The sequence below is a fragment of the Armatimonas sp. genome (assembly GCF_043760365.1).
Taxonomy (GTDB): domain Bacteria; phylum Armatimonadota; class Armatimonadia; order Armatimonadales; family Armatimonadaceae; genus Armatimonas.
The window spans coordinates 1-7,590 of sequence record NZ_JAYUPA010000997.1; the positions used below are offsets into that span (position 1 = coordinate 1).

8 protein-coding genes are annotated in these 7,590 nt (G+C 56.7%); 4 read left to right on the top strand and 4 right to left on the bottom strand.

What is annotated here, in order from left to right; genetic code table 11:
• Positions 1–744: a TolB family protein gene (locus ACH2EH_RS25185; protein ID WP_395146170.1), complete on the bottom strand. Its 744-nt coding sequence runs from the start codon at positions 742–744 to the stop codon at positions 1–3.
• Positions 734–1,540, bottom strand: a complete 807-nt coding sequence (locus ACH2EH_RS25190; RefSeq protein WP_395146172.1) for a sugar phosphate isomerase/epimerase family protein — start codon at positions 1,538–1,540, stop codon at positions 734–736. Before ACH2EH_RS25190 ends, ACH2EH_RS25185 begins: the two co-directional genes overlap by 11 nt.
• Positions 1,541–1,717: 177 nt before the next feature.
• Here ACH2EH_RS25190 and ACH2EH_RS25195 point away from each other — a divergent pair, with 177 nt between their 5' ends.
• On the top strand, positions 1,718–3,274 hold the full coding sequence (locus ACH2EH_RS25195; protein ID WP_395146174.1) for a PEP-CTERM sorting domain-containing protein: 1,557 nt from the start codon (positions 1,718–1,720) through the stop codon (positions 3,272–3,274).
• A gap of 66 nt (positions 3,275–3,340) precedes the next feature.
• Here ACH2EH_RS25195 and ACH2EH_RS25200 read toward each other — a convergent pair whose 3' ends face one another.
• Together ACH2EH_RS25200 and ACH2EH_RS25205 are read right to left on the bottom strand one after the other, a co-directional pair.
• Positions 3,341–3,718 carry a hypothetical protein gene (locus ACH2EH_RS25200; RefSeq protein WP_395146175.1) on the bottom strand — a complete coding sequence of 126 codons (378 nt, stop codon included), beginning with the start codon at positions 3,716–3,718 and terminating at the stop codon, positions 3,341–3,343.
• Complete coding sequence (locus tag ACH2EH_RS25205; protein ID WP_395146177.1) at positions 3,696–4,388, bottom strand: RNA polymerase sigma factor; 693 nt, start codon at positions 4,386–4,388, stop codon at positions 3,696–3,698. The genes ACH2EH_RS25200 and ACH2EH_RS25205 overlap by 23 nt, the downstream gene beginning before the upstream one ends.
• 139 nt (positions 4,389–4,527) lie before the next feature.
• Here ACH2EH_RS25205 and ACH2EH_RS25210 point away from each other — a divergent pair, with 139 nt between their 5' ends.
• The 3 genes from ACH2EH_RS25210 to ACH2EH_RS25220 form a co-directional block, all read left to right on the top strand.
• A complete protein-coding gene (locus ACH2EH_RS25210; RefSeq protein ID WP_395146178.1) occupies positions 4,528–4,869 on the top strand; it encodes a hypothetical protein in 342 nt (113 codons plus the stop codon).
• A gap of 273 nt (positions 4,870–5,142) precedes the next feature.
• Positions 5,143–5,439, top strand: coding sequence for a hypothetical protein (locus tag ACH2EH_RS25215; protein ID WP_395146179.1), 297 nt, complete (start codon positions 5,143–5,145; stop codon positions 5,437–5,439).
• Positions 5,440–5,740: 301 nt separating this feature from the next.
• The coding region (locus ACH2EH_RS25220; protein ID WP_395146180.1) for a hypothetical protein at positions 5,741–7,590 on the top strand (1,850 nt) is incomplete at its 3' end.

Below are 7,590 nucleotides of genomic sequence, written 5' to 3' on the forward strand. Positions count from 1 at the left end.
CTAGACGCGTTTTCCGCCGCACCAGTCGGCGAAGATGAGCTCGGGGCTGGTTAAAATACGCTTGAGATTGCGTGGGGCATCCATGCTCCCAATGCAGACGGCGTGCTCCTCTTTGCGATCTACCAGGCGATTGAAGCAGGTCACAAACTGACGATTATTGGGTGAGACGCAAAAGCCGCTGTAGCCGTACTCCCCCCAGGGTTCGGCGCGTCCGGTGGCGATCTCAACTTTGAGCGCCGTGTGCCACTTGCCCTCGCGATTGCCGCCCGCAAGCTGCGTCGCCAGCACAAATGCGGTGGTTCCCGGAAGTGCGATGAGATTTAGCGCCCCGCCGCTGATGCCTGTCTCGTCCCAGAATTTTTCGGCAGCGGGGCTTAGAAGCAGCTTACGCAGTGGGCCACCTGGAGCACGAAAGCCTGTGACGAGGTCGCTGTTCGACTCGATCTCCAGCTTCAGAATAGGGCTACCCGTCTCGGGCGCACTGGCAGGTGTGCGCTTGGAGCCATCAGGGGCGCAGCGCATCCAGGTAAGAACACTCTCCCCGGTTGTCGTATTGGTCTTGCCCGTGTCTAGGGCGTAGAGAATACTCGTGGCATCACCGCTCCAGCGTGGCTGGCGGCAGGGAAGCTTTTCGTGCGTCAGGCGCAGGCGCGCCGAGCCATCAGGGTTCATGCGCCAGAGCTGCGGGATTTTCTCGCCGCTGAGTGCTCCCGCAACCACGAGCAGCTTATCTTTAGGCAACATAGGGCAGTACCAGTTCTTTCTGTCGTTCTAGGCTCTCCCAGACAGCGCCGGGTGCACCGTAGACCAGTGTGTAGGGGCCAGAAAAATTCACCGCGCGGGTGATCTCTAAACACCGGAGAAAGTCATCGTTGTTGTCCCACTTGGCGTGGCAGCCCTCCGCATACTGCACAATCTGGGCAAGATTTTCATATTTCTCAGGCCCGCCCCAGTTTCCAAAGTCAAAGGTCATTCCCACGGAGCCGCCGGTCTGCTCCATCAGAGTGTGGATCGCTGTGGGAGTTGAGAGCGTCGGAAACCAGTTCTCGATCATCACGTGCACGCCGCGTACATAGGCCTCCATGGTCAGAATCCGAAGCTGTGCAATAGACTTCGCAAGAGACACCTCGGTGAGAGGCTGCTTACCCCCGATAATGCGCACGCACTTTGCCCCGAGCTGCGAGGCCTTGTCCAGCCAGCCAATAACCCAGTCCCGGTCTCTGTCCCCAAACTCAGGGTGATTGATATCACCATCATCAATCAGCAGGCTCCAGAGCGCCACTCCGGCCTCCTCTCGCGCCGCCGCCCACTCCTCCAAGTAGCAGTCGCTCGTGTCGGGAAGATGAAAGTGGCAGAGTTCCATGGTTCTGATGTTGCGCTTTGCCAATTCACGTGGGACATGGAGCAAATCCAGCGTGCCCCCCTCGCGCGGCGGCATCAGGCGGGCATCAAGATCACCGGGCCGCCCCGGGGCGACCGTACCGATAAGCTCATGGAGGGCCCAGGTGGAAACCGAGAGGCATCGAGGCGTGTTGATCATGCGCTGATTATAGCGTATTTTTCCTCACTCGCTTTAATACCTGTTTTTCATTAATATGCATTTTTAGGACAGTTAAATGCCGTATAGTCTTATGGGAATACTCTGAATTTAGTTTAGCTCTATAAGTCAGGCTTTTATGGCTCTCGTGTTTATGTTATGAAGTTGAAAGGGAAATATATGTCTTTACGCACATCACCGGCATGGGGCCGTGCCGCTCTTACGATCTCAGTGGGAATCGCGCCCCTTGCGCTTCCTACCGCGGCCTACGCGACAGCGTTCTTTACCGATTTGGCAAGCACCTACCCTGGAGCCTTTGCGACCGGGGGATCGGGGGGAGAGACGGCTGGCTGGGTAGACACGGGCACGGGCGCAAATGCCGTGCGCTGGGACTCTAGCGGCACACTTACCAACCTGCACCCTGGTTCATTGCTAGGGGATAACTCCGCCTCACTGGCGCTGGGGCTTGTGGGCAATACGACCGTGGGTTGGGGCTATGGAGATAGTACCGTCGGCTCTGCGCATGCACTTGTCTGGATCAATGGGGTGGCGAGCGACCTGCATCCTATAGCGGTTTTTGGGGACGGCTACTCGGCTGCTCTGGGGATCAGTGCCGATGGTAATAAGATTGTTGGCTACGGTGCAGGAACCGGTCTGGATCTCATTGGCAATGGCTACACGGGCGGTCTGCTCGCTTCGGTTGCAATGCGCTGGGAGAACGGCTTTAACTTTGTCTTGCCCGTTAAAAATCTGACGGATGCGGCAATGCCTGTGGAGTGGGCAGCGGCTCTAGGAATCAGTGGCAATATCGCCGTGGGTCAGGGCTTCTTCAGCACGACCGCGACAACCAGCGCTATCCTCTGGGACGGTGGCCTCTCGACCTACCAGCTCAGTAACCTTGAGTCTAAGGCACTTGCTGTGGATCGTGGTGATCTTGGCCTCGCATCAGCACGCACCGTGGGGGTTGTCGGAACCGAGGCTTACCTCTGGAGTGGTATCAGCGGGGGGGCAAGTCTCCATCCAACGAGCTACCTGGGTGGGGGAGGCATCTCTGAGGCACGTGCGATCGTGGGTAACCTGATCGTCGGCGTTGGCTCGGGAGCTAACACGAGCAACAATAACCACGCTCTCGTTTGGGACAATGGGCAGTTCTACGATCTGCACACGCAGCTAGGGCTGGGGGCGAGTGCATCCTCGGAAGCCACTTCGGTGGATAGCCAGGGATATGTCTCGGGGAACTACACGGAGAACGGGGCACAGAAGGCCTTCCGGGTGAAGTTTAGCGCAAATGGCGCACCGGATCCCAATCCGACTCCTGTGCCGCTTCCCACTCCAGAACCTATCCCGACTCCGGCACCTACTCCAGAACCTGTTGCGACTCCCGTACCCACTCCGGAGCCGATCCCCACTCCCGCTCCGACCCCGGAGCCTGTGGCGACACCTGCGCCCACGCCCGAGCCTATCCCCACGCCAGAGCCCGTGGCAACCCCGGCACCTACGCCGGAGCCTGCTGCGACTCCAGAGCCTGTGCCTGATCCAAATCCGACTCCGGAGCCTGTTGCGACGCCTGCACCTACGCCGGAGCCTGATCCAACCCCGGAGCCCGTGCAGAACCCAGGGCCAACCCCTGCCCCCGGCCCAGGGCAGAACCCCCAGTCGGTTCCCGAGCCAGGCACTGTGGCGCTTCTTCTATTGGGAGGCGGTCTGCTTGCCCAGCGGCTACGACGGCGCAAGTAGCTCGTTAGAGAGCACACCTGCAACACCAAAAAACGGGAGGCCAACTTGGCCTCCCGTTTTTATTTTCTAGTCCTTGTCTTCCTCTATTCCGAGAAAGCCGCGCAGGCGCTCCAGCCATGACGGCTTGTTTATGGGTGGAGCTAGGGCTTGCGGGTGGGCTGAGGAGCGTGGTCCTATCTCTACCAGTGTCTTTTGTGCTTGCGCGAGGGCACTTGCCTCCGCCTGCGGGGTCGGGTCAGGCTGGTGTAGTGTCAGGCGAGTGAGATTAGCGGTGCGAGCGAGCGCACGCAGCTCAATCCACTCCGCTTCCGTCAGTGCGGCTCGGTCAGAAGATTCAATCGTGCGGCCTTCTAGGAGCGCATCCAGCACACGCCGTAGGGTAGGCGAGAGCAAGTTAAAGCTTCCCATCTGAGCAGAATCGTTAGAGTTCGATGTGGGTTCCATAGCGTTTTCGCAGAGGAGTTTCTAGGTTTTGTTGGCTGGATTCCGAGACACTGGCTCGTCGCCGCTGTTCCACCGCTCCGCTGCGCACCGCCTCCTCCAAAAGAATCTTGCGTAAGTTTACCAGCCCCCGATGGATTAGTGACTTAATCGCCCCCTCGCTACGTCCTAGAGCGACTGCAATCTCCTGTAGAGAGAGGTCACCGCCAAAGCGCAGCAGAATCGCATCGGCCTGATCCGACGGAAGTGTGGCCACTGCCGAGCGGATCAGTGCCTGGGTCTCGTGGCGTTCCGCTAGCTCATGTGGGTTGGGACCCTCCTCCTGGAGATTTTCCATGAGCGCACGGACATCATCCGCAGCCCCCTCCAGTGAGAGAGGGGCCTGGCCGTGGGCACGCCGCCCTTGATCAATCACCAGATTGGTCGCAATACGACAGAGCCAGGGAAGCAGGGAATCTCCTTGAAAACGGTACTGAGGAAGATAGTGAACTGCCTTGACAAAGGTCTCGGCTGCGATATCCTCGGCATCTGCCGTGCTACGGCAGCGAAAAAGGGCGTGTCGAAACACCCGGGCATAGTAGCGCTGGTGAAGCTGTGAGAATGCAGGGGTATCTCCCGCCAGAGTCCGCTGGACAAGGACACGGTCTGTCGGCTCATCGTCGCGCGGTGTCATCTCAGTTGCACAGTACCATAGCAACAGTCAAGTGTTAAATGTCTCACACACTCTATAACGATAGAGAGGCTCTTTGCGTTACGGCTTGGCTTCCGCAACTTTTTAGGCCTGAGGAGTGACTAAGTACAGGAGAATCTGAATGAACAAACAAATGCTCAAAGTTGCGGGAACCCAGGTTGCGACACAGGCTGTTCGCCGACGGGTGGATATGGCCCTGGGCTTTGCGTTGTTGCGGGACCGTCGCATCCCTCTGACAAAGAAGTTACTCGTGTTAGGTCTTGGCATCGGAGGGATGTTTTTGATTCAAGCTCTTGAGATTCCGCTAGAGATTCTCACGGTGGTCTTTGGTTCACCCGTGGGTATCGAAGACGGGATAGAAGCGTTGGTCTGGCCCGTGATGCTTGCCTCAGCAATGCTGCCCCACCTGGCACCACGCGCCCTAGTGGAACAGCTTCGTGCGGAGCGTGCACAGCGTCTCTAATGAGCGTGCACAGCGTCTCTAAATAGGGGCGAAGTGCCAAGATTGACGAGGGGGCTAATCGGCTCCCTCGTCTTTTTTTGCGTACTCAAAAAAAACTGGTAATTTCACGGTAAAGATTTAAGAATTCCCTTGACAGAGAGCAAACCTTCTGGTTTAATTTGGATAACTGTAGGTGGCAGGATTTGTCTTATCACCTTGGCAAATCTACTGGGAGAACTGGTCTCCAAAGTAGAAGCTGTTTGTAAACCAGGTTAGGAAGGTAGAGATAAAACAATGAAGCGAGTGTTTACATTTTTAGGAGCCTGTGCTGCACTAGGCGCATTCAGCATGACTACCCCCGTTCAGGCAGCTCCTACTGTCAGCGCGGTTGTGGCCGTGGACAATATCACGGTGATTGATGTTCTTGGCGATAATATCGGCTGGGGCGATAATATCGGTTGGGGCGAGCTGTACGCAGCGGGAACTCTGGTTGGGTTTAGCACCGCATCCAATGGTAGCATCAATGTGTGGGTCATGGCTCCCGACGAGACTGCTTTTACCTTTGTGCGTAACATTGGTTGGGGTGAGTAGTTAAAACTCTCCCTCGGGAGAGATTGTAGTAAAAAGTCCATTCCCAGCAGGGGGTGGGCTTTTTTTATTTGAATTCTGAAACGTAGGCGGTAGAATAGAGTCTAAGGGAACCGGAGGCGTCAACCAACAGTAGTTAGTAAGGGAGCGTGCCGTGACCATGAGAAAAACAGAGATAAATCAAGGAGAAGATCAGATTCATTCGGGGCGGGTTCGCCTAGCTCTCTCTCTCGTCTTGTCTGTTCTTGCTGGATTGCCCACTCTGGCTCAGGCGCCCGCAGCCCAGGTACCCCCTCCTCCGCCTGTGCGTAATAGTGTCGCGCAGCTTCAGCCGATCACTCCTAAGTACGCCACCAACCTGGCACCGCCGACGATGGCGGATGATACTTTCCTGGGGCAGGATAAGCCGGGGCCCTATATTCTTACCTGGCGTAGCTTCCAAAGTGGGCTGGGCAACCCTGTCCAGATTTTTGTCGATGGGAAGCTTTTAGGAGCCGGGGCCTATACTCTGGATGTGATCAAAGGTGAGCTGGTCTTCCAGCTTCCTATCAAGCGCACACAGCTCATACGTGCGCGTTACGGCTACTACTTGGGAATTGCCCAGAAGAATCCCAATGCGACCCCCGCTGCCCCTCTTACCGTCTCATTGGCTGCCTTAGGGATTTCTAGCCTTTCAATGACTGCCATGCCGGGTGCGGATAATACTAGCGCACGTGTTGTCTGGAACCTGAGTTCCAAGACGGCTCTACTCGGGGGTGGGTTTACGTCGCAGCTCAATTTCGCGCCAGATGCAGGGCAGGGAGCAACTGCTAATGCGGGGGGGGCCGCCGCTGATCGTGTTGGCGTGAAGCTTGGGTATGCCACCGGGAATGCCAAAAACGGTATGGATGTCTCTTTCCTGCGGGGAGGCAAGCAGTTTGCCCCTAGTGTGGGCAAGAACTTTGGCTACGCTGAGGCTGCACAGAACCTGGGGCTAGCGGGGCGGATGACTCCGACACAGTGGCTCGGCTTTAATGTGGGGCGCACCGAGATTCGCGATCTGACGGGTAAAGGGGCAAGCGAAGCTCAGACACTGGGACTGCGATTGGGGGGCACCAAAGGCTCGCCGCTGGCCAACTTCGCGCGTAGTACGACAGATCAGCGCGATGCGAAGGGACTTCTCACTGCCACGGTCACGGAGGGCGGTGACTTCGCAGGAAAACTGGGCGCGGCCAATCTTGTCGCCAAGCGCAACGAGACCACCACCACAACTCCCGACCAGAAGCAGGCCGGGGCACTACAGGAAAATATCGCCTTTAATCTCAATGCCAAAGGGGCCCCGACGGTGGGCTTAAACCGTACGGAAGACTCTAAGACTGATATCACGGGCTTTAAAACGGGTTCCCAGGTGGAGCAAGGTAACCTTGCTGGCAAAGTGGGAGGGCTTAATATCAATGCGAAGACCAACAAGAGCCGTGTGGCTACCAATGAAAAGAATGTTAAACAGGTAACTCAGGTCAACCAGGAAGCCTATACGCTCGCCTATGTTCCCAAGAACCAGCCTTCGCTTAATGTTGCGCGTAATAATAATTTTACGGTCAATCCTGCGGGCGTAAGAATTGGATCTGGCACTGATCTCGCGGAGCTGGCAAGCAAGTGGCGCACGGGGAAGTTTGGGGTGGCCGATCTGGTCGCTCGGACTCAGAAGGTTCTCACGGCGACACCAGATAAGAAACAAGTAGAGGTCGAGACGAAGACTCTGGGGTTCAACTACGCGGGGACGAAACCAGGGACACCTGGAGTAATCCTCACCCGTGTTGGTGAGGAGCGTACCGATGCCAGCGGAGTTACCAAGACCGAGAGTGATATTGTCGGCTTCAGGAATCAGCTTGGGCCGCTGAGTGTGGATATAAAGTCTACCAGTGCGGATGTGCTGACCCCCGATAAGAAAAATATTGATGTTGAGCAGCAGAGCTATACTCTGGGCTATGGCGATGGCAAGAAACAACCCAAGTTCGGTTTTTTTCGTGCCGAAGATGAGCGCAAGCCTGAGACCAAAGACTGGTTTGGGGCCGTGGCGAGCCGCTATGATGTGGCACACCGGGTTGGGACGACGGATCTGTCTTACCAGCTCCAACAAAATACTCTGGTAACCGCGGATCAAAAAGAGTCTGA